The sequence below is a fragment of the Nonomuraea sp. NPDC001684 genome, assembly GCF_053596515.1.
The window spans coordinates 1-22,767 of record NZ_JBSFGJ010000071.1 but is presented as its reverse complement, the minus strand read 5'-3'; the positions used below and the strand labels follow the sequence as shown (position 1 = coordinate 22,767).

The 22,767-nt window shown below is 70.3% G+C and carries 25 protein-coding genes, 1 tRNA gene and 1 riboswitch; of the genes, 13 read left to right on the top strand and 13 right to left on the bottom strand.

The features are described from left to right. Positions 1-312: 312 nt before the first annotated feature. The gene (locus ACWCSD_RS16270) at positions 313-1,044 is read right to left on the bottom strand and encodes a glycosyltransferase family 2 protein (RefSeq protein WP_397154958.1); all 732 of its coding nucleotides are present in this window, start codon (positions 1,042-1,044) and stop codon (positions 313-315) included. Further along, on the bottom strand, positions 1,041-1,388 hold the full coding sequence (locus tag ACWCSD_RS16265) for an STAS domain-containing protein (protein ID WP_352318253.1): 348 nt from the start codon (positions 1,386-1,388) through the stop codon (positions 1,041-1,043). The genes ACWCSD_RS16270 and ACWCSD_RS16265 overlap by 4 nt, the downstream gene beginning before the upstream one ends. 187 nt (positions 1,389-1,575) lie before the next feature. Between ACWCSD_RS16265 and ACWCSD_RS16260 the strand changes: the two genes are divergently transcribed. Next, positions 1,576-1,974, top strand: a complete 399-nt coding sequence (locus ACWCSD_RS16260; protein WP_387672046.1) for a hypothetical protein — start codon at positions 1,576-1,578, stop codon at positions 1,972-1,974. Positions 1,975-2,057: 83 nt separating this feature from the next. Here ACWCSD_RS16260 and ACWCSD_RS16255 read toward each other — a convergent pair whose 3' ends face one another. Then, positions 2,058-3,182, bottom strand: a complete 1,125-nt coding sequence (locus ACWCSD_RS16255) for a sensor histidine kinase (RefSeq protein ID WP_364327934.1) — start codon at positions 3,180-3,182, stop codon at positions 2,058-2,060. Next, positions 3,179-3,877: a response regulator transcription factor gene (locus tag ACWCSD_RS16250; RefSeq protein ID WP_358290979.1), complete on the bottom strand. Its 699-nt coding sequence runs from the start codon at positions 3,875-3,877 to the stop codon at positions 3,179-3,181. The genes ACWCSD_RS16255 and ACWCSD_RS16250 overlap by 4 nt, the downstream gene beginning before the upstream one ends. A gap of 105 nt (positions 3,878-3,982) precedes the next feature. Here ACWCSD_RS16250 and ACWCSD_RS16245 point away from each other — a divergent pair, with 105 nt between their 5' ends. From ACWCSD_RS16245 to ACWCSD_RS16235, 3 genes are all read left to right on the top strand, one after another. After that, positions 3,983-4,156 carry a hypothetical protein gene (locus tag ACWCSD_RS16245; RefSeq protein ID WP_358290981.1) on the top strand — a complete coding sequence of 58 codons (174 nt, stop codon included), beginning with the start codon at positions 3,983-3,985 and terminating at the stop codon, positions 4,154-4,156. Continuing rightward, a complete protein-coding gene (locus tag ACWCSD_RS16240) occupies positions 4,153-4,353 on the top strand; it encodes a DUF6412 domain-containing protein (RefSeq protein ID WP_352318263.1) in 201 nt (66 codons plus the stop codon). The genes ACWCSD_RS16245 and ACWCSD_RS16240 overlap by 4 nt, the downstream gene beginning before the upstream one ends. A gap of 75 nt (positions 4,354-4,428) precedes the next feature. Continuing rightward, positions 4,429-5,070: a YidC/Oxa1 family membrane protein insertase gene (locus ACWCSD_RS16235; protein ID WP_449915696.1), complete on the top strand. Its 642-nt coding sequence runs from the start codon at positions 4,429-4,431 to the stop codon at positions 5,068-5,070. On the opposite strand, the gene ACWCSD_RS16230 is transcribed toward ACWCSD_RS16235, so the two are convergent. Both ACWCSD_RS16230 and ACWCSD_RS16225 read right to left on the bottom strand, forming a co-directional pair. Next, positions 5,067-5,492: an ATP-binding protein gene (locus ACWCSD_RS16230; protein WP_352363279.1), complete on the bottom strand. Its 426-nt coding sequence runs from the start codon at positions 5,490-5,492 to the stop codon at positions 5,067-5,069. The genes ACWCSD_RS16235 and ACWCSD_RS16230 overlap by 4 nt on opposite strands. A gap of 151 nt (positions 5,493-5,643) precedes the next feature. After that, positions 5,644-7,512: an ATP-binding protein gene (locus ACWCSD_RS16225; protein WP_449915694.1), complete on the bottom strand. Its 1,869-nt coding sequence runs from the start codon at positions 7,510-7,512 to the stop codon at positions 5,644-5,646. Positions 7,513-7,607: 95 nt separating this feature from the next. Between ACWCSD_RS16225 and ACWCSD_RS16220 the strand changes: the two genes are divergently transcribed. Next, positions 7,608-8,180 carry a methylated-DNA--[protein]-cysteine S-methyltransferase gene (locus ACWCSD_RS16220; RefSeq protein WP_449915692.1) on the top strand — a complete coding sequence of 191 codons (573 nt, stop codon included), beginning with the start codon at positions 7,608-7,610 and terminating at the stop codon, positions 8,178-8,180. Here ACWCSD_RS16220 and ACWCSD_RS16215 read toward each other — a convergent pair. From ACWCSD_RS16215 to ACWCSD_RS16200, 4 genes are all read right to left on the bottom strand, one after another. Beyond that, positions 8,166-9,503 (bottom strand): purine-cytosine permease family protein, encoded by a 1,338-nt coding sequence (locus ACWCSD_RS16215; protein WP_449915691.1) that lies wholly within the window; start codon positions 9,501-9,503, stop codon positions 8,166-8,168. The two genes, ACWCSD_RS16220 and ACWCSD_RS16215, sit on opposite strands and share 15 nt — an antisense overlap. Next, positions 9,494-9,607: riboswitch (TPP riboswitch) on the bottom strand. (Overlaps the previous gene by 10 nt.) 51 nt (positions 9,608-9,658) lie before the next feature. After that, the gene (locus ACWCSD_RS16210) at positions 9,659-9,982 is read right to left on the bottom strand and encodes a rhodanese-like domain-containing protein (RefSeq protein ID WP_352318274.1); all 324 of its coding nucleotides are present in this window, start codon (positions 9,980-9,982) and stop codon (positions 9,659-9,661) included. 26 nt (positions 9,983-10,008) lie between these two features. Continuing rightward, a complete protein-coding gene (locus ACWCSD_RS16205; RefSeq protein ID WP_387672027.1) occupies positions 10,009-10,887 on the bottom strand; it encodes an Fpg/Nei family DNA glycosylase in 879 nt (292 codons plus the stop codon). 37 nt (positions 10,888-10,924) lie between these two features. Beyond that, entirely contained in the window at positions 10,925-11,530 is a 606-nt protein-coding gene (locus ACWCSD_RS16200; protein WP_397154971.1) for a TenA family protein, read from the bottom strand. Between the two features lie 23 nt (positions 11,531-11,553). Between ACWCSD_RS16200 and ACWCSD_RS16195 the strand changes: the two genes are divergently transcribed. Continuing rightward, on the top strand, positions 11,554-12,204 hold the full coding sequence (locus ACWCSD_RS16195) for a GOLPH3/VPS74 family protein (protein WP_397154973.1): 651 nt from the start codon (positions 11,554-11,556) through the stop codon (positions 12,202-12,204). A 57-nt stretch (positions 12,205-12,261) separates the two neighbouring features. Here ACWCSD_RS16195 and ACWCSD_RS16190 read toward each other — a convergent pair whose 3' ends face one another. Beyond that, positions 12,262-13,524, bottom strand: coding sequence for an LCP family protein (locus tag ACWCSD_RS16190; RefSeq protein ID WP_397154975.1), 1,263 nt, complete (start codon positions 13,522-13,524; stop codon positions 12,262-12,264). Between the two features lie 244 nt (positions 13,525-13,768). Here ACWCSD_RS16190 and ACWCSD_RS16185 point away from each other — a divergent pair, with 244 nt between their 5' ends. Continuing rightward, the gene (locus ACWCSD_RS16185) at positions 13,769-15,115 is read left to right on the top strand and encodes a hemolysin family protein (RefSeq protein ID WP_449915687.1); all 1,347 of its coding nucleotides are present in this window, start codon (positions 13,769-13,771) and stop codon (positions 15,113-15,115) included. Continuing rightward, complete coding sequence (locus ACWCSD_RS16180) at positions 15,112-16,158, top strand: hemolysin family protein (protein WP_357982951.1); 1,047 nt, start codon at positions 15,112-15,114, stop codon at positions 16,156-16,158. The genes ACWCSD_RS16185 and ACWCSD_RS16180 overlap by 4 nt, the downstream gene beginning before the upstream one ends. On the opposite strand, the gene pdhA is transcribed toward ACWCSD_RS16180, so the two are convergent. Then, entirely contained in the window at positions 16,128-17,195 is a 1,068-nt protein-coding gene (gene pdhA / locus ACWCSD_RS16175) for a pyruvate dehydrogenase (acetyl-transferring) E1 component subunit alpha (RefSeq protein ID WP_449915684.1), read from the bottom strand. The genes ACWCSD_RS16180 and pdhA overlap by 31 nt on opposite strands. A gap of 386 nt (positions 17,196-17,581) precedes the next feature. Continuing rightward, positions 17,582-17,664 (bottom strand) — tRNA-Leu (locus ACWCSD_RS16170). Positions 17,665-17,862: 198 nt separating this feature from the next. Between ACWCSD_RS16170 and ACWCSD_RS16165 the strand changes: the two genes are divergently transcribed. From ACWCSD_RS16165 to ACWCSD_RS16145, 5 genes are all read left to right on the top strand, one after another. Beyond that, a complete protein-coding gene (locus ACWCSD_RS16165) occupies positions 17,863-18,603 on the top strand; it encodes an FhaA domain-containing protein (RefSeq protein ID WP_125640997.1) in 741 nt (246 codons plus the stop codon). A 17-nt stretch (positions 18,604-18,620) separates the two neighbouring features. Next, positions 18,621-19,091, top strand: a complete 471-nt coding sequence (locus tag ACWCSD_RS16160; RefSeq protein ID WP_357693136.1) for an FHA domain-containing protein FhaB/FipA — start codon at positions 18,621-18,623, stop codon at positions 19,089-19,091. Next, positions 19,088-20,386 carry a Stp1/IreP family PP2C-type Ser/Thr phosphatase gene (locus tag ACWCSD_RS16155; protein ID WP_358291004.1) on the top strand — a complete coding sequence of 433 codons (1,299 nt, stop codon included), beginning with the start codon at positions 19,088-19,090 and terminating at the stop codon, positions 20,384-20,386. Before ACWCSD_RS16160 ends, ACWCSD_RS16155 begins: the two co-directional genes overlap by 4 nt. Further along, positions 20,387-21,805, top strand: coding sequence for an FtsW/RodA/SpoVE family cell cycle protein (locus ACWCSD_RS16150; RefSeq protein WP_358291006.1), 1,419 nt, complete (start codon positions 20,387-20,389; stop codon positions 21,803-21,805). Continuing rightward, on the top strand, positions 21,802-22,767 hold a 966-nt coding region (locus ACWCSD_RS16145; protein ID WP_449915678.1), incomplete at its 3' end, for a penicillin-binding transpeptidase domain-containing protein. The genes ACWCSD_RS16150 and ACWCSD_RS16145, both read left to right, overlap by 4 nt.

The window sequence follows — 22,767 nt, the reverse complement described above, 5'->3', positions numbered from 1 at the left end:
CCAGCCCGGGAACCGCGAGCCGCGCTCGAACGGCGTCGGCGAGCCGCCCCGGCCGAGGCGCCGCCGCCCGCCCACCGGCCGCGGAGGCCAGGGCGAACACCGGCCGCCCACCCCACGCGACGACCCCGCCTCCGCCCGCCGGGAACCGGCGCCGGTCGGCGGCAGACCACGGAAGCCGCAGCGATGCCACCCGGAAGGGTGGGGCTTGTGCCTGTTTGCGGCGTCTCTCCGAAGTCACCCGCAAATTCCAGCACACTCGTCACGGCCCCAGCCCCAGATCATCCACGCCTGTGGATAACCCGGAGCACGAAATCACCGCTTAGGAAGGAGTTTGCCGAGATTTTCGACGACCACCGGCTCCCGGCTCGCCAGAGCCAGAGCGACGTCCCGCAACTGCCGGGCGCGGTGCAGCTGGGCCCGCCAGTCGTTGCCGGTGGCCCGGTGGGACATCTCCACCTCGACCTCGACGACCCTGAACCCCTTGCGCAGCAGGTCGATGGTGAGCGCCGTCTCGACTCCGAACCCGTGCGCCAGCGGCCGGGCGGCCTCGAAGGCGGCTCGGGTCAGGCAACGCTGGCCGTTGAGCGGCTGGGCGGCCTCGAAGCCGGTGGCGCGGCGGATGCCGTCTTTGGACACGCGCACGACTAACCCATGGCCGCCGAGCTTCACCCGCGTGCCGAACAGCGCGATCGTCATGTCGGCCTTGCCCTCGCGCACGGGCTCCACCAGCGGTGCCGCGGCGCTCGCCGTGTCACCCAGGTCGGCGTCGAGGAAGAGCAGGTGGCGAGGGGTACGGTCCTCGTCGAGGAGGCGTACGGCCTCAGCGCCCGTCTCCATGGCCGCGGCCTTGCCGCGGTTGCGGCTGTGGCGGACCACCCGCGCGCCCGCCGCCCGCGCCACCTTGCCGGTGCGGTCGTGCGAGCCGTCGTCGACGACCACGACGAGATCGACGCCCGGCAGGCCGGCCGCCGCGGCGACGGTGGCGGCGATGCGGTCGCCCTCGTTCACCGCGGGAATGACGACGGCCGTGTCAGCCTGCGTCATGATCCCTCGGTGATGAGGAACTCCTGCGGCAGCTCGTCATGCACGGTGAACACCGAGACGAGCCCCGTCACCTGCAGGATCTTGCGGACGGCCGGACGCGGCGCGGCCACCTCCAGCACACCTCCCCGCTCTTTCATGCGCTTGAGCGCCGAGAGCAGCACGTTCATCCCCGTGGAGTCGCAGAAATCCACGGCGGACATGTCGATGACCACCCGGCTGGGCTCGTCCTGCAGCAGCCGAGTGAACTCGGCCTGCAGGTGAGGCGCCGTATAGAGGTCGATTTCTCCGGTGATGGCAACGAGTGCGCACCCGGCATGTGATCGAGTCGAGACCTTGAGCTCCACATGGGCAGGCTAGCGGCGCGGAGGCTTCCGGTCACGTTGTCACGCCGAGAGGGGAACGACAGGTTTTTGTCCTCCGTTTGGGCTCCATCAAAACGGAGAGTACGCGAAGCTTGACAGCGTGACACCGGAACCGGCAACGCTTCATGGAGAAGGAGGGGCTGTGGCCCGCCCCATGGGCCTCGTATCGATGAATGCAGAGAAACCTGAAGATCCACAGCGTCAGGGGCTCCGGGAACGTCTGGAGACCATCCTCATCCGCACAGAAAAGGCCACGTCATGGCATGACGAAGCAGCGCGCCTGCGCAGTCTGCTGAACCACGAGGGCTACGTCCCGATCCGCACCAGGCTGGCGAGCGAAGACCTCGACTTCCTGGCCGGCTCCCGCGCCGACCTGCTCAGGTTCGCCGAGCTCGGGCTGCGGCTGCTCGACCTGCACCAGCCGCGCGACGCGGGTGGCATCACGAGCGACACCGCCAACCCGATCCTGCGGTGCCGGAGCTGCATGTGGCGCTGGCCCTGCCCGACGTTCCGGGCGATGTCGGAGTCGTTCGGGCAACGCGACACCGCGCTCCCCGAACCCGCCTGACCCGGGCGCCCAGACCCGGGCGACCCACGATCGAGGAAGCGAGACCACAGCGGAAGATCGAGGCAGGACACCGTGCGGGAACGTCAACTTCCGGACACCAGGGGCAACCGGATCTCGAACCGGCACCCCGGTCCTTCGTTGACCACCCCGATCATCCCATCATGCGCCTCGACGATCCCCTGGGCGATCGCCAGCCCGAGCCCGGCGCCGCCGTCGGCGGTGGGCGTACGCGCGGCCTCCCCCCGGAACGCCACCTCGAACACCCGAGGCAGATCCTCCTCGGGAATCCCCCCGCAACCGTCGGCCACCGAGAGGCAGGCCATCCCCTGCTCGTCCACCCCCGCCCGCAGCACCACGGCCCGTTCCGACGGCGTGTGCCGGATGGCGTTGACGACCAGGTTCCGCAGGGCCCGGCCCAGCGCCGCCGCGTCGGCCTCCACGGGCACGGCCCCCGCCGCCTCCGCCGTGAGCACCACCCCCTTGGCCCTGGCCAGCGGCTCGACCCCGGCCAGCGTGTCCGCGACGAGGTCGGCGAGCCCGATCCTGGCCCGCGAGAGCCGCAACGCGCCCGCGTGGATGCGCGACAGCTCGAACAGGTCGTCCACCATGGCCGAGAGCCGTTCGACCTCCAGCTTGATCTGGCCGTGGTAGCGCGCGACCGTCTCGTGGTCGGCCACCACCCCGTCCTCCAGGGCCTCGGCCATGGCCCGCAGGCCGGCGAGCGGCGTGCGCAGGTCGTGGCTCACCCAGGCGACCAGTTCCCGGCGCGCGCCTTCGAGCGCGCGTTCCCGCGCGTACGCCTCCTCAAGGGTGCTCGCGATCTCCTGGAGCTCGGCCGGCAACCCCAGCGGCGCCCTGAACGGCACGTCGCGCACGGCCGCCACCAGCCGCCTGCTCTCCCCCACCACCCGCCTGGCCAGCACGAACGCGACCCCGAGCCCCACCAGGCCGCCCACCGCGACCACGCTGAGCACGAAGTCCTTGACCGCCCCCTCGATGATCATCTTCATGGTGATGGCGACCACGCCCGCCAGCGTCGCCGCCACGGCGACCACCACCACGACGGCCAGCATCACCCCGATCGACCTGGTCCGCAGTCGTCCCATGGCCCATACGCCGGCGGCGGCGACCAGCAGCCCCAGCCCCGCCGAGACGGCCACGACCATGGGCAGCTCGCTCACCGACACCATGGGATCGGGAGGCGTCACCCCGCGCTCTCCTGCGGCTCGTACCGGTAGCCGACACCCCAGACCGTGACGATCCGCCGCGGCTCGGTCGGGTCCGCCTCGACCTTCTCCCGCAGCCGCCGCACGTGCACGGTCACGGTCGAGGAGTCGCCGAACGACCATCCCCACACCTGGTCGAGCAGCGCCGACCTGCTGAACGCCTGCCGCGGGTTGCGCATGAGGTAGGCCAGCAGGTCGAACTCCCTGGCCGTCAGCATCACCTGCGCGCCGCCGAGCCGCACCTCGTGGGCGCCGACGTCCACGACGAGGTCGCCGTCGCGCAGCACGCCGGTGCCGGCCGTGACCGACGCCCCCCGCGCCCGGCGCAGCACCGACTGCACGCGCAAGGCCAGCTCCCGGGGGCTGAACGGCTTCGTCACGTAGTCGTCGGCCCCGGTCTCCAGGCCCACCACCCGGTCGATCTCCTCGCCGAGCGCGGTCAGCATGATCACCGGGACCGGCCACCGCTCCCTGAGCTTCCTGCACACCTGGAGCCCGTCGATCCTGGGCAGCATCAGGTCGAGCACCATGAGGTCGGGCGGGTCGGCCAGGGCCCTGCGCAGCGCCTCGGCGCCGTCGCCCACGCACTCCACCTCGTGCCCGTCGCGCTCCAGATAGCGCGCCACGACCTCGGACACGGTCGGATCGTCGTCGACCACCAGGATGCGGGTGTTCACCGTCTCACCGTACGGCTGAGCCCAGGTGGCGGACATGGCGGCGGACATGGACGTCACAGGTTCGTAAGCCTCGCGGATCATGCTCGCAGGACGTACGGTGGCCTCATGAGTAGAGTCGTGATGCTCGTTTTAGGGACCCTTCTCGGTCTCTTCGTGCTGTTCAACTTCCTCCTGCCCCTGCTGGCAGGTCTGTTCAAGTTCGCCCTGATCGTCGGGGTCGTCGGCCTGATCGTCTTCATCACCGTCACCGTCGTCGGTAAGTCCCGTTCGTCGCAGTGACGTCGCTTCTGTTCGATCCGTGGCTGGTGGGGATCACCATGATGGCGATCCTCCTGCTGGCCACGTGGGCGGCCACGTTGCCGCCCGTCCTCGGCGGTGAGTCTCCCGGCTTCCCGCTGACCTACGCGCGCCGCACGGCCTTCCAGCGGCTGCGCGATCCCGACGCGGCCGGACGCCCGCGTCCACGAGCGCCTTAGGCGAGCCCCGCTTCCGTCAAAGCGGGGCTCATCGTCATGGGTGAGCCCTGATCCGTCGTCATGTCTGAAGGGCTCATGATCGATTCACTTGTCACGTTCGTCATCGGCGTGTCCGGCGGCCATGCCGCGCTCGCCATCGTGCTGTTCACCCTCGCCGTACGCCTGGTCCTGCTGCCGCTCAACGTCCGGCAGGCGCGGGCCGGCCAGGTCCGGCAGCGGCTCGCGCCCAAGTTGCAGGAGCTGCGCAAGCGCCATGGGCGCGATCCCGAGCGGCTGTCCCAGGAGCTGACCGCTCTGTACGCCCGGGAGGGCACGTCGCCGTTCGCGGGGATCTTGCCGAAGCTGGCGCAATTGCCGTTCCTGTGGCTGATGTTCAGGGTGGCCACGCACCCGACGGCACTGGCCGGTCACACTCTGTTCGGGGCGCCGCTGGGCCAGCAGCTCGCGGGCGTGGTGGCCAATTTCGGACTGATCAGTTGGCCGGTTTCGGTCTTTGTCATCGTGATCGCGGGGCTCGTGCTGCTGGCATGGCTGTCGGCACGCTCGATCAAGGTGTCGGAGGAGCAGCCGGAGTTGCTGCGCAAGGTCATGCCGCTGTTGCCGTACGGCTCCGCGCTGGCCGTGCTCGTGCTCCCCCTTGCGGCCGGCCTGTACCTCCTGGTCTCCACGGCGTGGGCCGTCACCGAACGGGCCGTACTGGCGGCCAGGACCGCCTAACCGGCCTCCTTCAGGGCCGCGACCTGCCCGTTCACCGCCGCCCCGTTGGGTGCGGGCAGGATGGCCCACACCGTCGTCGTGTCACCGTCGTGACGAACCCCCCAGCTCTCAGCCACGTATTCGACGATCCCCAGCCCCCGGCCCCCGAGCGAAGACAGGGTCGGGCGGCCCGCCCGCGGCTCCGTCGCCGCACCCCCGTCGCTGACCGCCACCTCTATGTGATCGTCGCTACGCATCCAGGCGACCCTCACCATGCCTGAAGGCAGCGGATGCGCGTGCCGCAGCGCGTTGCTCAGCAACTCGCTCACCACCAGCACCGCATCGTCGATCGCGGCGGTGTAGACCCCACAATCCTGCAGGTCAGTGCTCAGACGCTGGCGGGCGACGGCGACGCTGGACGGCGCGTACGGCAGCAGCACCACGCTTGACACACCCACCTCCCCGTTCCCTGTGCCCCCCGCGGGAACACTCCCCGGTACGACCGAAATGCCCCGTTAGCCAATCGCAGAAACCGCATCTCGATCACAGCTTGTACACATTGGACGATAGATCAGCTCAACTGTGACCACCTCGTTACCGCATCGGTGTGTCGGATCGGATAGGGGAAGCGCGCCTCAGGATCAACCGCATCCTCGTACCCCCTCCGGGCCTCGGTTGAGCACTCACTTCTCCCCCCTGTGCCCTGGCCAGACTGCGCACGATGTAGAGCCCGAGCCCCACTCCACCAAAGCGTCTCCGGTCCCCACTGTCCACCTGGACGAAGCGCTCAAAGATCCGTTCGCGGTCAGGCGGTGGGATTCCGACCCCCTCGTCATCCACCACTACGACCACGCCGTCGTCTTCGGGCCAAGCTTCAACACAGATCAATCCACCCATTGGGGAATATTTAAACGCGTTCTCCAGCAATTGCCCCAAAACGATGTCGGTTGCCAGGGCGTCACCCAGCACCGGCGGCAATTCGTCCGGGATGCGTACTTCGACGCGGTGGCGGTCGGACAACGCGGGGAGGCCGAGCGTGGCCGCGTGGATCCGGGCCGCTAGGTCGAACGCCTCGATCCGCACGGCCAGCTCGTCCGCGCCCGCCCTGGCTCCCAGCAGCAGGTGGTCCATGAGCTGGCCCAGCGATCCGGCCCGCTCGGCGATCGTGTGCACGGCCGAGCGGCGTTCCGCGTCGCTCATCTTGTCCCAGCGCGCGTCGAGCGTGCCGGCGAACCCGCGCACGATCGTGATCGGCGTGCGCAGCTCGTGGCTGGTGGTGGCCAGGAAGAGGTCCTTGGCCTCCTCCAGCTCCTTGGCCTGGGTGACGTCGCGGAAGTCGATGACGATCTCGCCGGTCTCCTCGATGCGCGCGCTCACCACGTCCAGCCAGCGCCCGTTCTCCATCTGGAACGTGAGCTTCTCGCCGGGGCTGGGCAGCGGGAACGGCGGCGGGCCGCCGAGCACCGCGTCGGCGGGGAAGGCGGTCAGCTCGGCCGCGGCGGGGTTCCAGCGCACGACCCGGCCGGCGTCGTCCAGCACGGCGATGCCGTCGGCGCTGGCGTCGAACACGGCCCGCTCGTGCGCCCGCTGCCGCACCGCCTCCTGGTAGGCCACCGCGTTGCCGACCGCGATGCCGGCGTGCCCGGCCAGCAGTTCGAGCAGCTCCAGCTCCAGGTGGCCGGGGGCGGGCCCGGCGAACAACGCGTAAAGGGCCCCGTAGGGGCGGCCGCCGACCGCGGCCAGGCCGAGCGCGATCGTGTGCAGCCCGTTGAGCCTGGCCCACACCAGGTCGCCGAGCCCCTGGGACTCCAGCATGACGGTCTTGCCCGTCCGTAAGAGCTTGTCCACCAGGCTCGTCCGCAGGCCGGTGGTGGTGCCCCTGAGCGTCTCCGGCAGCCGGTACGTGCTGACCAGCCGCAGCCGCTCGCCCTCGATCAGCACGAACCCGCCCGCGTCCGCGCCCGTCAGCTCGGTGAGGCTGGCCGAGATGCGGTCGAGCACGGCCGGCAGCTCCAGCTCGGAGTTGATGTCGCCGACCACGTCGGTGAGCCGGCGCACCAGCCTGGCCCGGCGTTCCATGCGCAGCCCGGCGACCTCGTCGGCCCGCGCGGGATGGTGGGCCAGGACGTAGCCGACCACGGAGTTGCCCATGCGCAGGGCGTTGATGTCCACCCGCAGGTCGAGCGGCCTGCCGTCCTTGTGGACGCGCTTGGTGCGCAGCGACACCTGGCCCCCGGTGCGGACGCGCTCCAGCACCGCGTTGTGCTCGGCGGCCAGCTCGTCGGGGACGATCGGCGCCCGGCGACCCAGCATCTCGGCCGCCGTCCAGCCGAACAGGTGCTCGGCCGCCGCGTTCCAGACCAGCACGCTCTGGTCGCGGTCGAGCGCCACCACGGCGTTGGGGGACCCGGCGAGCACGGCGCGAGCGATCTCCTCGTCACTCCCGACCCATGCGTATCCCACACCTCCATAGTGCACGTGGCGTGGTGGGTCTGACGGGCGATCCGTCCGATACGCTGCGCTCACGAAGATTCCGGTGGCTGAAACGGGTGAGCGGCATGTCGAGCAGCGACCTCGATGCCCTGCTGAGAGTGACCTCCAGCACCTACAAGGGCGAGGGGCCGCCACACATCGCGTTCGGCACCTACGACGGCGCCGTGGGCAGGCTGGTGCTCGCGGTGACCGGCAAGGGCATCGCGGCCTGCAGTTTCGAGGCCGAGAACACCGTGTTCGAGCGGGTGGCCAAGGAGGTCGGCACGTTCATCGGGCCCGACGCCCGCCGCCTCGACCCGGTGCGCCGGGAGCTCGACGCGTACTTCTCCGGCCGGCTGCGCACCTTCGCCACGCCGGTGGACCTCGCGCTGGCCACGCCGTTCGCCCGTACCGTGCTGCAGAAGACCATGGCGGTGCCCTACGGCACGACCACGACGTACGAGGAGATCGGCGCGAGCATCGGACGGCCGCGCGCCCTTCGCGCGGTCGGCAACGCGATCGGCGCCAACCCGGTGTGCGTGATCGTGCCCTGTCATCGGGTGGTCCGTGAGGACGGCGAGCTCGGCGACTACGCCGGAGGCGTGGCCGCCAAGCAGCACCTGCTCAACGTCGAACGCCGGGTCTCAGCGGGCCACTGAGCGACGCCGGCCGAGCACGCCGATGAGCAGCGTCACCAGGGCCGCGACCAGCGCGCCGCCGAGCGCGCCGTTCATCCACGGCTCCCGCGTGAAGCCGACGGCCTCGCGGGCGGACGCCCAGAAGTCGTCCCAGCCGGCGACCGTGGGCGTCGAGGTGGTGAACCAGTAGGCGGCGAAGCCCAGCGCCCACGGCAGCAGCATCAGCCAGCGCGAGGGCGCGTCCTCGGCGGTGTTCCAGCGGGCCGCGCCGCCGAGCACGAAGTAGTCGACGGCCAGCACCGCGAACATCGGCACGAACACCGCGCCGATCACCCCGAGGAACGCGCCGTAGGAGGTGACGTCCACGACCAGGGCGATCGCGGTGGTGAGCACGCCGATCGCGGTCGAGACGATCCGCCGGTCCACCTTCGGCATCAGGTTCTGCAGCGAGACGGTGGTGGAGTAGACGTTGGCGAAGGACTGGTCGGTCTCGCGCAGCACCAGGATGCCGAAGAACAGCGCGCCCAGCGGCGCCGCGACGAACGGCTGGAACACGACCATGCCGTCGGCCTGGACCGCCTGGGCGCCCGCGATGGCCACCGCGTACACGCCGAGTGCCAGGCAGGCCACCTGGGCGACGGTGTAGCCGCCGACGACGCCGGTGAAGGCGGCCCGGCTGGAACGCGAGTGCCTGGCGAAGTCGGCGGCCATCGGCACCCACGACACCGACAGGGCGATGACGTAGTCGACGGCCGGGGCGAAGGCCGTCCACGACCCGCCCGTGTACGTCGGCGCCTCGCCCAGGAACGACACGGTGAACCAGATCAGCGACACGATCACGCCGGCGGTCACGTACCGGCGCAGCAGCCGGATCGACCCGAGCGGCCAGACGGCGAGCGCGGTGGTCAGCACCCCCGCCACCACCACCCACACCTGGTACGGGACGCTTCCGAAGATCGCGTTCGCGGCCTTGGCGATCACCCAGAGCTCGAAGGCCCCCCAGCCGAGCATCTGCACGATGTTCAGCACGGACGGGACGTACGACATCTTCGCCCCGAACAGCCCGCGCAGCAGCACCATCGCCGGCCGCCCGGTCTGCGTGCCGGGGATGGCCGACAGGCCGACCATGGCCGTGCCGATGAGGCTGCCGACCACGGCGGCCGTGAGCGCGGCCACGAGGCTGAGCGGCGCGTTGCCCAGAGGATCGATCAGGACGAGCGCGCCGGAGAAGCCGAGGAGGCTGACACCGAGGTTGGCCCAGAGCGCGCCCTGGTCGAGGACGCCGAGGGTCTTGGGGGGCGCGCCGTCAAGGGTCAGCGGAACTTCGTCGACGACATGCGTCATCGCACACTCCCTACGCCGGCATTACCCGGACAGGTTCAGGCGGTCGGCAGCGGCTGTGTTGCTGCCCTCTCAGCCCGGCACCCCGAGCTCCCGCGACTATGCAGTTGGCGCCCTCATCATGCCTCAATGGCGGCGGAACCGCCACAGTGGGGCATTCAGGCCACGAAAGGATCCTGCCCGGTCTCGCTGACCATCGGACGGCGCGCGAACTCCCACGACTGCATGCCGCCGCCCACGTTGACGGCGTCGCGCCCGAGCTGGTTGAGCCACGCCGTGACCTGCATCGACCGGCCGCCGACCCGGCACACCACGTAGACGGTGCGGTCGGCGGGCACCTCCTCGACCCGGCCCTGGATCTGCGACATGGGGATGTGCACGGCCTCGGGGGCGTGGCCGGCCAGCCACTCGTCCTGCTCGCGGACGTCGAGCAGGTAGGCGTCGTCGGGAACGGCGGTGACGTCGATCTCTGGAACGGTCATGCCTCCATCATCCCGCGCCCGGGACCCTACTTGAGCAGGCGCGACATCCGCCGGTCGGCCAGCGGCTTCCCGCCCGTCTGGCAGGTCGGGCAGTACTGGAGCGCGGAGTCGGCGAAGGACACCTCGCGGATCGTGTCGCCGCACACGTCGCACGGCTGGCCGGCCCGGTTGTGCACGCGCAGCCCGGACTTCTTCTCCGCCTTGAGGTCTTTGGCGGCCAGCCCGTGCGCCCGTTCGACGGCGTCGCGCAACGTCGTCACGATGGCCTCGTGCAGGTCGGCGATCTGCGCGTCGGTCAGCGTCGCGGCGATCTTGAACGGCGACATCCTCGCCGCGTGCAGCACCTCGTCGGAGTAGGCGTTGCCGATGCCCGCGATCACCTTCTGGTCGCGCAGCAGCCCCTTGATCTGGGTGCGGTTGCCGCCCACGATGCGCTTGAGCGCCTCGACGGTGAAGGCGTCGTCGAGCGGGTCGGGGCCCAGCGCGGCGACGCCGGGCACGTCCTCCGGCTTGTCGGTGACGTAGACGGCCAGCCGTTTCTGCGTGCCGGCCTCGGTCAGCTCGAAGCCGGGGGCCAGGCCGTCGTCGTCGGGCGCCAGCCGTACGCGTACGGCCAGCGGCCCCTTGCCCGGCCGCACCGGCCGCGCGCCGGTCAGGTCGTCGCGCCAGCGCAGCCAGCCGGCGCGGGCCAGATGGATGATCAGGTGCAGGCCGTCGCAGTCGAGGTCGAGGAACTTGCCGTGCCTCGACACGTTCGTGACGGTGAGCCCGCCGAGCGCGGTGACCGGCGGGTCGAACGTCTTGAGCGCCTGGAAGCCGACGACGTCGACGCCGGCGATCGAACGGCCGACCGCCCGCTCGCGCAGGAAGTTGGTGAGCGACTCCACCTCGGGAAGTTCCGGCATGCCCCCAGGGTATGGCGCGCGCCGGGCCGGCACGCGACTACGGCACGTCCCAGAAGGCGAGCTCGTGTGCCATGCCCTCGGCGAACAGCGCCTCCGCCCGCACGGGGTCGGGGTCGGCCTCGTCGATCATCTGCCCGATCCGTACGGTCAGCGCCGCGAACGCGGGGTCGGCGTAGGTGTCCACCCAGGCCCGGTACCGCGGCTCGGCGGGCGGGTTCTCGGCGAGAATCTTCCCAAGACTCGAATATCCCCACATACACGGATAAAGCGCGGCCAACCCCTCCCCGTACGACCCCGCCGCCTCCAGCAGGAACGCCGTGTACGCCACACACGCCGGCCCCTTCACCGCATTGTCCAGATCGGCCCCGAACTCCGCCGACAACGACCGATGCAGCCGCAGTTCGTCGTGGTACGTCGCGTACGCCAGATCCACCAGGTCTCCCAGATGCCCGTCCGGCGCCTGCCAGGCCAGCCTGGAGAACACCCGCACATAGTCGAGCAGGTACAGGTAGTCCTGCTCCAGCCAGGACCGGAAGACCGGCTCCGGCAGGTCGCCGCGCCCGATGCCGGCCACCGTGGGATGGTCCAGCTGCGCCTGGAGCAAGGGCCGGCCGATCGCGTGAAGTCTTTCCGAAATGCTCATGCCTGGGAGGTTAGTGTCGGGACATGACCGTGACGATCGCCGAAGAACTTCTCCTCCTCGCCCACGACGAGGAAACCGGCAAGCAGCTCATCGGAGGCGTCCAGCTCGACCCCGCGCTCGGCGGCGCGATCCTCGCCGAGCTGGCCGCCGCGGGCCGCGTCGAGCTGGCCGACGACAAGGTGACGGTGACGGACCCCACCCCGCTGGGCGACGCCGAGCTCGACGCCGCCCTCGCCCGCATGGCCGAGGACGGCAAGGCCAGGAAGCCCGCGTGGTGGGTGCAGCGGCTGCAGTCGGACAAGCTGCGCAGGCGCCTGCTCGCCAGGCTCGCCGAGGCGGGCGTGCTGGCCGAGGAGCGCGGCCGGGTCCTGGGCATCTTCCCGACCACGCGCTGGCCGGAGGCGGACCCTCAGGTGGAGGCCGACGTGCGCGAACGCGTCACGGCCGTCCTCGCGGGCGCCGACCCCGACGAGCGCACCGCCACGCTGATCGCGATCATGCACGCGGCGAAGCTCGACCGCAAAGCCTTCCCGGGCGCCGACCGCGAGCGCGTCAAGGAGATCGCCGAGGGCGAGTGGGCCGGCCAGGCGGTCGCCAAGACGATCACCGCCATCACCGCGGCCATCGCCGCCACCGCCTCCACCGCCGCGGTCGTCGCCGCCACCACGACCTGAGCCGGCCCTGACCGGGCCCGGCCGTTCCCGCGAGGCTCGCGCCTATGCGGGAACGGGTCAACCGGCGTCCACGATCTCCTTCGGCACCGGCTTGTCGGCCTTCAGCGCGTCGAAGAGGGCCAGCGCCTTGAGCCGGTCCCACTTGACCGCCGCGCCGCCGCCGGCGACGATCTCGTTCCCGCCGAACGGCACCACCGTCGTGACCGGGCTGTCGCCCATCGCCAGCCCCAGCGAGAGCATGTCGAACGCGCCGGTGCCGGAGTCGACCTCGACCGCGTCCGTGGCGCTCATGGCCAGCGGGATCGAGGTGAACGGGTTGATCAGCACGCCCGGACTGGCGGCCTTCTTCACCACCGCGCCGAGGAACTGCCGCTGCCGCTTGGTGCGCTCGAAGTCCGGCAGCGCGCCGCCCTTGCGGGTGCGCACGTAGCCGAGGGCCTGGGCGCCGTTGAGCACCTGCTTGCCCTTCTTGAGCTTGAGCCCGGCCTTGGGGTCGTCGACGTCGGCCCGGACGTTGATCTCGACGCCGCCGATCGCGTCCACGATGTCCACGAAGCCGGCGAAGCCGATCTCCATGTAGTTGTCGACGTGCACGCCGGTGACCGTCTCGATCGTGCGGACCAGCAGCTTCGGCCCGCCGGACGCGTACGCCGCGTTGAGCTTGTCGCGCCCGCGCCCCGGAATGGTCACCGCCGAGTCGCGCGGCAGGCTGACCAGGGTGGGCTTGTCGCCGTTGTCGGAGATGTGCAGCAGCATCATCGAGTCGGTGCGCTGCCCGACCGCGCGCCCGGTGGCCAGCTTCTTGCGCTCGGCCGCGGTCAGGCCCTTGCGGCTGTCGGAGCCCACCAGCAGCCAGTTGGTGCCAGGCGTGTCGGCGGGCCGGCCCGGGTACTCGTCGAGCACCCCGTCGATGCCCGCCAACCGGGAGTTGATCCAGAAGAACAGGCCGACGGACGCCACCAGGAGCAGCGCGACCAGGCCCGCGACGATCTTCAGGACGGTCCGGCCGCGCACCCGCGGCCCCCTGGGCCCGCGCGGCTCCTTCGGCGCGGTCTCGCCCGCCGCCCTGAGCGGTTTGACCGGGCTGTTCCCGGCACGCTCGCGTCCGTAGACCTTGCCCGATCGGGGAGGCGGCGGAGGCGGCGGAGGCGGCTGCTCGTCGGAGTAGGCGGGCAGCTTGGACGTGGCCGCGTTCGGCACGCCCGGCGGGACCCGGTGGGCGGGTGCGCCACCGGAACGCTGCCCGTCGCCGGGCCTCGGTGGCAGCGGGCGGCCGTCGCCCGGCGAGCGCATGGCCCGCGTACGGTCGTCCTCAGACACTTCGCCTTCTTCCCTTCGGTATGCCATAGACGCTACGTCCAACCCCCTGGCAGTGAAGACATCTCACCAAGTTTCTCCCACGGACAAGTACACACAACTAGCGGAGAGTCACTGCGGAAACATAGACGCGGACTGCGTCGTTAGCGTTATGGACGACCTCTATCGAAGGGATGATCGTGTCCGCTCCGGACTCGTGGAGTCTTGGCCCGTGCCTCGGCACGGGTTCCTCTGAGGGCTCACCCCGGTGAGCGCCTATCTCGGCCTACTGGCCCTTTTCCTCCTCACCGCCGCCACCGGGTACTTCGTCGCCCAGGAGTTCGCCTTCGTCGCCGCCGACCGGGGCCTCCTGCGCGAGCAGGCCGCCGCCGGTGACACCCAGGCCGAAAAGGCGCTCCAGGTGACCTCCCGGCTCTCGTTCATGCTCTCGGGCGCCCAGCTCGGCATCACCGTCACGGCCCTGCTCGTCGGTTTCCTGGCCGAGCCGGCCATCTCCGTCCTGGTACGGCCCTGGCTCGACGGCACGGGCCTGCCCGACGCGGCGATCACGGGGCTGTCCGTGGCCGCCGGCGTGTTCGTGGCGACCGTGGTGCAGATGGTGCTCGGCGAGCTGGCGCCGAAGAACCTCGGCATCGCCAGGCCCGAGCCGGTGGCCAAGTTCCTGGCCGGGTCCACGCTGGTCTACCTGGCGGTCGTCGGGCCGGTGGTCAAGCTGTTCGACTCGGCCGCCACCGGGCTGCTCCGCCGCGTCGGCATCGAGCCGGTCGAGGAGGTCGAGCACGGGGCCACCCCCGAGGAGCTCTCCCGGATCATCGAGGAGTCGACCCAGGCGGGCGAGCTGCCCCCGAGGTTGTCGGAGCTGCTGGAGCGCGCCCTGGAGTTCGGCGACCACAGCGCCGAGGAGATCATGGTGCCGCGCCCCCGCGTGGTGGCGCTGCGCGACTCCCAGCCCATCTCCGACCTGGTGGAGGTCATGCGCGAACGCGGCCACTCCCGCTACCCCGTCGTCGGTGACGACGGCGACGTGGTGGGCGTGACGGGCGTGCGCGAGCTGCTGGAGTCCGGCCTGGACGAGGGCCTGGTCGGCAGCATCACCCGCCCCGCGCTGCTGGTGCCCGACTCGCTGCCGCTGCCGGCCGTCCTCGACCGGATGCGGGCGGCCAACGACGACATCGTCTGCGTCATCGACGAGTACGGCGGCCTGGCCGGCGTGCTCACCGTCGAGGACCTGGCCGAGGAGCTGGTCGGCGAGCTCGTCGACGAGAACGACCCCGAGCCGGCGGGCGCCGTCGAGCGGCCCGGCGGCGTCTGGGAGGTGCCCGGCTGGCTCAGGCTGGACGAGGTCGAGCGCGCGACCGGCGTCGCGCTGCCGGAGAGCGACGACTACGACACCCTCGCCGGTCTGGTGCTGGCCCGGCTGGGCCGGATGCCCGACCCCGGCGACATGGTGATCGTCCCCATCGAGGGGGTCGCCGACCCGTTCGCCGACGACGCGGCCGAGCACCTGGCCGAGCTGACCGTCATGTCGCTCAACCGCCGGGTGCCCGAATGGGTGCGGCTCGCGCCCGTGCAGCACGCGGAGGCGTCCCGATGACGATGATCCTGGTCAGCCTCGCGCTGCTGTTCTTCAACGCGCTGTTCGTGGCCGCCGAGTTCGCGTTCGTCTCCGCCAGGCGGCACCGCCTGGAGGAGATGGCCTCGGGCGGCAACCGCCTGGTCCGGGTCGCGGCCAAGTCGGCCGTGGGCGGCGGGCGTCAGCTCTCGCTCATGCTGGCCGGCGCGCAGCTCGGCATCACGCTGTGCACGCTGGGCCTCGGCCAGGTCACCGAGCCGGCCATCGAGCACTTCCTGGAGCCGGTCTTCGCCGCCGTCGGCGTGCCGGAGTCGCTGCGCATGCCGATCGCGCTGACGATCGCCCTTGCGTTGGTGACGTTCCTGCACATGGTGGTGGGCGAGATGGCCCCCAAGTCGTGGGCGCTGACGCACCCCGAGCGGGCGGCGCTGGTGCTGACGCTGCCGTTCCGCGGGTTCACGCAGCTCATGCGCCCGCTGCTGTCGTCGCTCAACGGGCTGACCAACCTGATCCTGCGCCTGTTCGGCGTGCAGCCGCGCGACGAGCTGGCCACCACCAGGACGCCCCGGCAGCTCGCCATGCTGGTGGGCGAGTCGGGCCGGATGGGCCTGCTCGACCGTGAGGAGCACGACCTGCTCACCCGCGCGCTGCGGCTGCAGGCCGAGGGCATCGAGCGTCTGATGGTGCCGATCGACCGGGCCGTGAAGGTGCCGCCGGCCGCCGGGTCGGCCCAGATCAGGGCCAGGGCGGCGGGCAGCGGCCACCTGCGGCTGCTCGTGGGCGGTCCGGCCGGAATCGAGGGCGTCCTGCACGCCCGTGACGCCCTCCTGCAGCCCACGCGTACGGCCGGTGAGCTCGCCAGGCCGCTGCCGAGGCTCGCGTGCGTCACGCAGGTCCCCGAGGCCGTGACGGCCCTTCAGGAGGCCCGCGCGCACCTGGCGCTGGTCACCGGCCAGGGCGGCGCGGTCATCGGCATGGTGAGCCTCACGGACCTGCTGGGCGAGCTCCTGGACACCAAGGCCGCCTCGCGCGCCTACTCCCCGGCGGCGAACCCGTCGAGGTAGGCGGCGTGCTGCGCCCGCTCGGCCTCGATGAGCGGGTGCGGCTCGGCGTAGACGTGTTCGAAGATCGCCGAAGGGGCCGGGTCGGGCAGTTCGAGCAGCCGCCTGCGCAGCTCGGCCCCGATCTTGGCGGCGTCGGCCTCGACCTCGCGGAAGAAGTCGTCGCCGGTGCCGGCCGCGGTCAGGTACGCCCTGACCCGCTCGATGGGGTCGCGCCGCCGCCACGCCTCGACGTCGTCCTTGGCCCGGTAGCGGGTGGGGTCGTCGGAGGTGGTGTGCGCCCCCATCCGGTACGTGAACGCCTCGATGAGCGTGGGCCCCTGCCCCGACCGGGCGTCGGCCAGCGCCTTGCGCGTGACCGCGAGGCAGGCCAGCACGTCGTTCCCGTCGACCCGGACGCCGGGGAACCCGAAGCCCTCGGCCCGGCGGTACAGCGGGATCCGCGACTGGCGTTCCTGGGGCTCGGAGATGGCCCACTGGTTGTTCTGGCAGAAGAACACGATCGGCGCGTGGCAGGCGCCCGCGAAGACGAACGCCTCGTTCACGTCGCCCTGTGAGGTGGCGCCGTCGCCGAAGTAGACGATGGTCGCCCCGGCCTTGTCGGTGCCGATGACGCCGTCGCGCTGCATGCCCATCGCGTAACCGGTGGCGTGCAGCGCCTGCGTCCCGATGACGATCGTGTACAGGAAGAAGTTGTGCCGGGACGGGTCCCAGCCGCCGTGGTTGACGCCGCGCCACATGGCGACCACGTCGAGGGGGTCCATCCCCCGGCAGTAGGCGACCCCGTGCTCCCGGTAGGAGGGGAAGACGGCGTCCAGATCCCCGACGGCGCGCCCGGAGCCGACCTGGGCGGCCTCCTGCCCGAGCAGGGACGTCCACAGCCCCAGCTCCCCCTGACGGGCGAGCGCGACGGCCTCGGAGTCGATCCGCCGGACGACCACGAGATCCCGATAAAGATCCCGGATCTCATCATCCGAGACGACCAGCGGATATTCCGGATGCTCCACGCGCTCACCGGAGGGCGTGAGCAGCTGAACCATCGAGTCATCCATGTGCGGCAACCCCCTGAACAGAAACCCAGCGGCCACAGTTTGCCGTAGCCCTCAGGATCACCCGAACCCGCCCACCAAACCAATGTGACCTAAATCACGCAAGCCACCAGAAAGTTCGCTGCAAGCCGGCTGACCTAAGGTCCAAGAACCACGTCACAAGAAAGAAATCCCAGGACCCTTGCGCAGCAAGACCCAGTACGAAACGGTGGGCCAGACCCACGAACAGCAACCCTCATGGACGGGGGTCCGGGGGAGAATCCCCCGAACGCTTGTCCCCCTGGGGGTCCGGGGGTTATCCCCCGGGCAGATATGACGAGGGGACCCGAGGAAGCCGACCTGTAAGGCCGGCGACCAAGGATCCCCTAGTCACCGAGTGGGCGAGGAGGGATTTGAACCCTCACGTCCTTTCGGACACACGGACCTGAACCGTGCGCGTCTGCCGTTCCGCCACCCGCCCGTTTGTGGGTGCGGAGAAACAGTAGCACGGAACAGCCACTGGTACTGAACCCGGATACGATCGCAGAAGACACGGAAGCGGAGGAGCTGGGCGCGACTGGCAACGAGCGTCACGACGCCGCCTCGTGGGACGAGCGGAAACCGGGCGCCGGAAGCGTCTGGGGCCGCGATCATATGCAGGGAAGAAGGGAGGTACCCGGTGGGAGTCCTTCAGCGCTTCGAGCGAAGGCTCGAAGGCTTGGTTGAGGGGGCCTTTGCGCGGGCGTTCAAATCTGACCTTCAGCCGGTCGAGGTCGCCAGCGCGGTTCAACGGGAGATGGACGAGCGGGCGGCGATCGTCGCACAGGGCCGGACGCTCGTGCCCAACGACTTCGTGGTGGAGCTGTCCACGACCGACAGCGAACGGCTTGAGGTCTACGCCGACAGCATCAGCCACGAGCTGGCCAACCTCGCCAGGGAGTACGCCAAGGAACAGGGCTACTCCTTCGTGGGACCGGTCCGGGTGCGCTTCGAGACCGCCGGAGACCTGGCTGTGGGCCTGTTCCGCATCCGGTCCGGCGTCATCCGCGGCGCGACGGTCGAGCAGGACGAGATCCGCCAGCCGGCGAGCGACCTGCCCCCGTCCAGGCCCGGGGCCTTCAACGGGCGGCCCAGGCTGCTCGTCTCCACCCAGGACGACCCGCAGGGCGACCGCTCCTACGAGCTCACCACGCCGGTGACCTTGCTAGGCAGGGGCACCGACTGCGATCTTCGTCTTGTCGATCCGGGAGTCTCGCGGCACCATGCGGAGCTGCGCGTCGAGGGGCAGCTCGTGGCCCTCGTCGATCTCGGTTCGACGAACGGCACCTTCGTCAACGGCCAGCCGGTACGCAGAATCGAGCTCCAGAACGGCACGCGAGTGACGCTGGGACGCACGACTCTGGTGTTCCGGCGCGATTAGGGGTAGACAGACGGTCCATGTCCGAGCTCACGCTGCTGCTGATCCGGCTCGCCTTCCTGGCGGTGCTGTGGTTTTTCGTCATTGCCGCAGTCGGCGTGATCCGGACTGACTTGTTCGGTTCACGCACGGCTCCCGCGGGCCCGCGCAAAGCCGTGAAGCCCGCCAAACCGGTGGCCAAGCCCAAGAGCAAAAAGGGCGAGCCACGCCAGCTCATCGTTACCGGTGGCCCATTGCAGGGCACCACCATTAACCTCACGGAGACGCCCATCACCATTGGCCGGGCGAACGACGCCACGCTGGTAGTCAGCGACGACTACGCATCCAGCCGGCATGCCCGGCTCTTCCCTCAGGACGGTCAGTGGATCGTGGAAGATCTCGGTTCGACCAACGGCACGTATCTCGACCGCTCGAAAGTCACCCGTCCGACCCCGGTGCCGCTCGGTGTTCCGATCCGCGTCGGCAAGACAGTCATTGAATTGCGCAAATGACCATCGCACTCCGCTACGCCGCCCGCTCGGACGTCGGCCTCCTCCGCGAAGGGAACGAGGACTCGGCGTACGCTAGCGGCCGCCTGCTGGCCGTCGCCGACGGCATGGGCGGGCACGCACACGGCGAGGTGGCGAGCTCTGTCGCCATCGCCGCCATGGCCTCTCTGGAAGAGGCCCAACAGGGGGGTGACCTGCTCAACGCCATCGAGGCAGCGGTGCGCGACGCCAATCGCCGGCTGCACGAGATGGTCGGGCGGGATCCCAGCCTCAAAGGCATGGGCACGACGCTCACCGCCATGCTCTGGAACGGCACCCAGGTCGCCCTGGTGCACGTGGGCGACTCGCGCGCCTACCTCCTGAGACGCGGCGAGCTCTACCAGATCACCCATGACCACACCCTGGTGCAGCAGCTCGTCGACGACGGGCGCATCACGCCCGAAGAGGCAGCCACGCACCCCCAACGATCGATCCTGCTGCGCGCGCTCGACGGCAGCGGCGAGGTCGATCCCGACCTCACTCTGCGCGAGGCGCAGGTGGGCGACCGCTACCTGCTCTGTTCCGACGGCCTGTCGGGCGTGGTGAGCGCCGAGACGCTGCACGCCACGCTGACCAACATCGACGACCCCGAAGAGGTGGTCCGCCAGCTCATCGATCTGGCGAACCGGGGCGGCGGGCCCGACAACATCACGTGCGTGCTCGCCGACGTGCTGGAGATCAGCGACGGCCAGGAAGTTCCCGTGGAGGCGGCGGTCGTCGGCGCCGCGGGGATGACCAGGCTGCGAGGAGGCGCCCCGGAGACCCAGCCGGGGCGAGTGAGCGCGGTGACCGCACCCCAGCCGGCGATCGCCGACGGTGACGACTTCGACGAGCCGGTCGCGCAGGCGACCCGGCGGTCGGGGCGGCGCCGTCGTGTGTGGCCCGTGCTGGTCACCGTGCTCGGGGTGGGCGCCGTCGCCTTGGGCGCCGGCGGTTACCTCGGATGGCAGTGGACCCAGGACCAGTTCTTCGTCGGTGCCAGGGGCGACGAAGTGGTCATCTTCCAGGGGATCAAGCAGGAGGTGGGGCCGATCGAGTTCTTCCACGTGGAGAAGCGCACCGGCCGTCCGGTCTCCAAGCTGTCCCCGGCGGACCAGGCCCTGATCAAGAGCGGCATCCCCGTCACCGACGTCAACGAAGGCGTGACGAAGATAAACGGATTGAAGTTCTCCCAGGACGACAAGGGCGACACGGGCGACACGAGCTCCACCACGGCCACGTCCCCGACTCCCTCCGCCACCAAGACGAAATCGCAATAAATGGCAGAAATGCTCGCGACCCCCGTCCCGATGCCGGCCAAACGGCGGGTGGCCCAGCTGGTCCTGCTCGCCCTGGCGGTGCTGATCATCATGGGCGCCTACGCCAACGTCGGCCTGGCCGTCGACGGCAAGGTGCCGGCCGGCATGCTGGCCTACGGGCTGGGCCTGGGCGGCCTGATGCTGGCGGCCTACCTGGTGCTGGCCAAGTTCGCGCCATGGGCCGACCCGCTGATCCTGCCGCTGGTGACCCTGATCAACGGCCTCGGGCTGGTGATGATCTACCGGCTTGAGTCGGCCGACATGGGCGGCGCCTCAGCGGCCAACCAGATCATGTGGACCGGCGTCGGCGTCGTGATGTTCTCGATCACGTTGATCGTGCTGCGCGACCACCGCATGCTGCAACGCCTGACGTACACGGCGGGCGCGGTGGGCCTGGTGCTGCTGGCGATCCCGGCACTGCTGCCCGGCTCGCTCAGCGAGGTCCAGGGCGCCAAGATCTGGATCCGCATCGGCGGCTTCTCCATCCAGCCGGGCGAGTTCGCCAAGCTGGCGCTGGTGGTCTTCTTCGCCGGTTACCTGGTGGCCAAGCGCGACGTGCTGGCGCTGGCCGGGCGGCGGCTGCTCTTCATCGACCTGCCGCGTGCCCGGGACCTCGGCCCGGTCCTGGTCACCTGGGGCCTCAGCCTGCTGGTGCTGGTCTTCGAGAAGGACCTGGGCACCTCGCTGCTGCTGTTCGGGACGTTCATCGCGATGCTCTACATCGCCACCCAGCGCACCTCGTGGGTGCTCATCGGCATCCTGCTGTTCGTCGGCGGCGCCTTCCTCGCCGGGCAGGTCTTCGACCACGTGGGCGCGCGTTTCGACGCCTGGCTCGACCCGAGCAACCCGGTCTACTACGGCACGGCTCCCGTCTGCCTGGAGGACCCGCCGGGCGACCCGATGTGCAGCAAGAGCTACCAGATCATGCAGGGGCTGTTCGGGTTCGGCGCGGGCGGCATCCTCGGCACCGGGCTCGGCCAGGGCCACCCCGACCTGATCCCGCTGAGCTTCTCCGACTTCATCTTCGCCGCGACCGGCGAGGAGCTCGGGCTGACCGGCCTGATGGCGCTGCTCATGCTCTACGCGCTGCTGGTCGAGCGCGGCCTGCGCACCTCGCTCGTGGCCCGCGACCCCTTCTCGAAGCTGCTGGCGGGCGGCCTGTCGTTCATCCTGGCCTGGCAGGTGTTCATCATCGTCGGCGGCGTGACGAACCTCATCCCGCTGACCGGCCTGGTCACGCCGTTCATGTCGCAGGGCGGCTCGGCGCTGCTGGCTAACTGGATCCTTATCGCGCTGCTGGTACGCATGTCAGACGCGGCGCGGCGGCCCCCGCCCCAGGCGATCCAGAACGAAGGACTCACGCAGGTGTTCCAGCGATGAACAGCACTCTGAAGCGCGCGGCCGTGGCCTGCCTGGTCATGTTCGCGCTCCTGATGATCAACGTGAACATCCTCCAGGCGGTCCGGGCCGACGACTACCGCTCCAACCCGAGCAACCGCCGCAACTACTACGAGCGCTACGCCGTCGAACGCGGCCGCATCACCGCCGGCGGCAAGGTGATCGCCCAGTCGGTGGAGACCGACAGCAAGAACTTCAGGTTCGTCAGGAAGTACACCGACGGGAAGCTCTACGCGCACGTCACGGGCTACTTCTCGCCCGAGAGCGCGAGCGCGATCGAGGGGGCCGAGAACAAGCTGCTCGACGGCTCCAGCGCCGACCTGCTGCTGCGGCGGAGCATCGACCTGTTCACGGGCGAGCCGACCAGGGGCGCGAACGTCGACCTCACGATCAACCCCAAGGCGCAGAAGGCGGCCTACGACGCCCTGCGCGCCAGCGGCAAGCGCGGCGCGCTGGTGGCGCTCGACCCGCGGACCGGCGGGATCCTGGCGATGGTGTCGCTGCCCACCTTCGACCCGGCCGAGCTGTCGGGCACCGACAAGGGCACGGTGTTCACCCGCTACAACGAGCTGGACAAGGACAAGAGCCAGCCGCTGCTCAACCGGGCCATCGCCCAGACGTACCCGCCGGGGTCGACGTTCAAGGTGGTGACGGCGGCGGCGTACCTGGAGGACGACTCCTCGCGCGGCGGCGACACCACGGTCGACGCGCCGCAGCGGCTGCCGCTGCCCAACACCAACATCAGCCTGCCCAACTACGGCGGCGCGGCCTGCGGCGCCGGCCAGGTGCCGCTCGTGTACGCGCTGGAGAAGTCCTGCAACACGCCGTTCGCCAAGATCGGCATGCAGCTGGGCTTCGACAAGCTCAACGAGCAGACCGAGAAGTTCGGCATGGGCAAGCAGATCGGCGTGCCGATGTCGGTGGCCCAGAGCGACTTCGGCAGC

What these genes read in the sequence shown, in the direction of transcription:
- ACWCSD_RS16270 (WP_397154958.1), bottom strand. Translation starts at nt 1,044, where the DNA reads ATGACGCAGGCTGACACGGCCGTCGTCATTCCCGCGGTGAACGAGGGC.
- ACWCSD_RS16260 (WP_387672046.1), top strand. Translation starts at nt 1,576, where the DNA reads ATGAATGCAGAGAAACCTGAAGATCCACAGCGTCAGGGGCTCCGGGAA.
- ACWCSD_RS16245 (WP_358290981.1), top strand. Translation starts at nt 3,983, where the DNA reads ATGAGTAGAGTCGTGATGCTCGTTTTAGGGACCCTTCTCGGTCTCTTC.
- ACWCSD_RS16235 (WP_449915696.1), top strand. Translation starts at nt 4,429, where the DNA reads ATGATCGATTCACTTGTCACGTTCGTCATCGGCGTGTCCGGCGGCCAT.
- ACWCSD_RS16220 (WP_449915692.1), top strand. Translation starts at nt 7,608, where the DNA reads ATGTCGAGCAGCGACCTCGATGCCCTGCTGAGAGTGACCTCCAGCACC.
- ACWCSD_RS16215 (WP_449915691.1), bottom strand. Translation starts at nt 9,503, where the DNA reads ATGACGCATGTCGTCGACGAAGTTCCGCTGACCCTTGACGGCGCGCCC.
- ACWCSD_RS16210 (WP_352318274.1), bottom strand. Translation starts at nt 9,982, where the DNA reads ATGACCGTTCCAGAGATCGACGTCACCGCCGTTCCCGACGACGCCTAC.
- ACWCSD_RS16205 (WP_387672027.1), bottom strand. Translation starts at nt 10,887, where the DNA reads ATGCCGGAACTTCCCGAGGTGGAGTCGCTCACCAACTTCCTGCGCGAG.
- ACWCSD_RS16200 (WP_397154971.1), bottom strand. Translation starts at nt 11,530, where the DNA reads ATGAGCATTTCGGAAAGACTTCACGCGATCGGCCGGCCCTTGCTCCAG.
- ACWCSD_RS16195 (WP_397154973.1), top strand. Translation starts at nt 11,554, where the DNA reads ATGACCGTGACGATCGCCGAAGAACTTCTCCTCCTCGCCCACGACGAG.
- ACWCSD_RS16180 (WP_357982951.1), top strand. Translation starts at nt 15,112, where the DNA reads ATGACGATGATCCTGGTCAGCCTCGCGCTGCTGTTCTTCAACGCGCTG.
- pdhA (WP_449915684.1), bottom strand. Translation starts at nt 17,195, where the DNA reads ATGGTTCAGCTGCTCACGCCCTCCGGTGAGCGCGTGGAGCATCCGGAA.
- ACWCSD_RS16160 (WP_357693136.1), top strand. Translation starts at nt 18,621, where the DNA reads ATGTCCGAGCTCACGCTGCTGCTGATCCGGCTCGCCTTCCTGGCGGTG.
- ACWCSD_RS16155 (WP_358291004.1), top strand. Translation starts at nt 19,088, where the DNA reads ATGACCATCGCACTCCGCTACGCCGCCCGCTCGGACGTCGGCCTCCTC.
- ACWCSD_RS16150 (WP_358291006.1), top strand. Translation starts at nt 20,387, where the DNA reads ATGGCAGAAATGCTCGCGACCCCCGTCCCGATGCCGGCCAAACGGCGG.